The organism is Halomonas sp. ND22Bw, assembly GCF_003011945.1.
Taxonomy (GTDB): domain Bacteria; phylum Pseudomonadota; class Gammaproteobacteria; order Pseudomonadales; family Halomonadaceae; genus Halomonas; species Halomonas halophila.
Genome location: NZ_PXWD01001267.1, coordinates 1 through 256, shown reverse-complemented (window position 1 = coordinate 256; position 256 = coordinate 1). Strand labels below are relative to the sequence as shown.

The following is a 256-nucleotide window of genomic DNA, read 5'->3' as shown; positions in this document are numbered from 1 at the left end:
CTCGCTGGAAAGCGGGGCGGCGATCGGCAACTGGCTGGGTCAGGGCGAGATGACGCATCGCGATCCCGGCTTCTTCCTGAAGCAGCTCGACTGGATCGACGGCGCGACCCCGAACGATGTCGCGACCGTCTTCGCCCGTCGCGTGGCGCAGCCCTTCTATCAGCTCACGACGCTGCCGCTGGCGCCCCCCGCGCCGGCCGTCGCCGATGTCGATCGTCAGCATAGGCCGGTGGTCGGCCCCGCCCCGACGACCATC

The 256-nt window shown here is 70.3% G+C and carries 1 protein-coding gene; it reads left to right on the top strand.

The window, feature by feature from the left end:
* On the top strand, positions 1 to 256 hold a 256-nt coding region (locus tag CVH10_RS26205; RefSeq protein WP_219925008.1), incomplete at both ends, for a hypothetical protein.